Source organism: Acinetobacter sp. 148 (genome assembly GCF_031196675.1).
Classification (GTDB): domain Bacteria; phylum Pseudomonadota; class Gammaproteobacteria; order Pseudomonadales; family Moraxellaceae; genus Acinetobacter; species Acinetobacter baumannii.
In genome coordinates this window covers 1-299 of record NZ_JAVIMT010000029.1, presented here as the reverse complement: position 1 = coordinate 299, position 299 = coordinate 1, and the positions used below count along the sequence as shown (strand labels likewise).

General features: G+C 36.8%; 1 pseudogene. It reads right to left on the bottom strand.

Annotation, left to right across the window (positions count from 1 at the left end):
• Positions 1-135 (bottom strand): annotated as a pseudogene (locus tag RFX69_RS05695) (DNA polymerase); the annotation flags it as partial.
• Positions 136-299 lie beyond the last annotated feature (164 nt).

Below are 299 nucleotides of genomic sequence, written 5' to 3'. Positions count from 1 at the left end.
TTGTAAGTTAGGGTCAGAAGAGGATAGGCGACCTGTTGCCGTTAGTGCTTGATGATAGCTGGTATGTACACGATGGGTGTCATTATGCGACTGCTCAATTAAACGGTCAGTATAGGTGCTCTTTAATTTTGCTACTGAATAAGTATGTTGGTAAACAGTAGAAAATCTTAAATATTAATAATTTAGAAATGAAAAAAGCCCAACATCCTGTTGGGCTTTTTTCGTATTTCTTTACTAGGCATACATCCTGTAATACCTCACGTCCTGGTGCTTAAACTTAGTATTGTTGTTTTACGTTT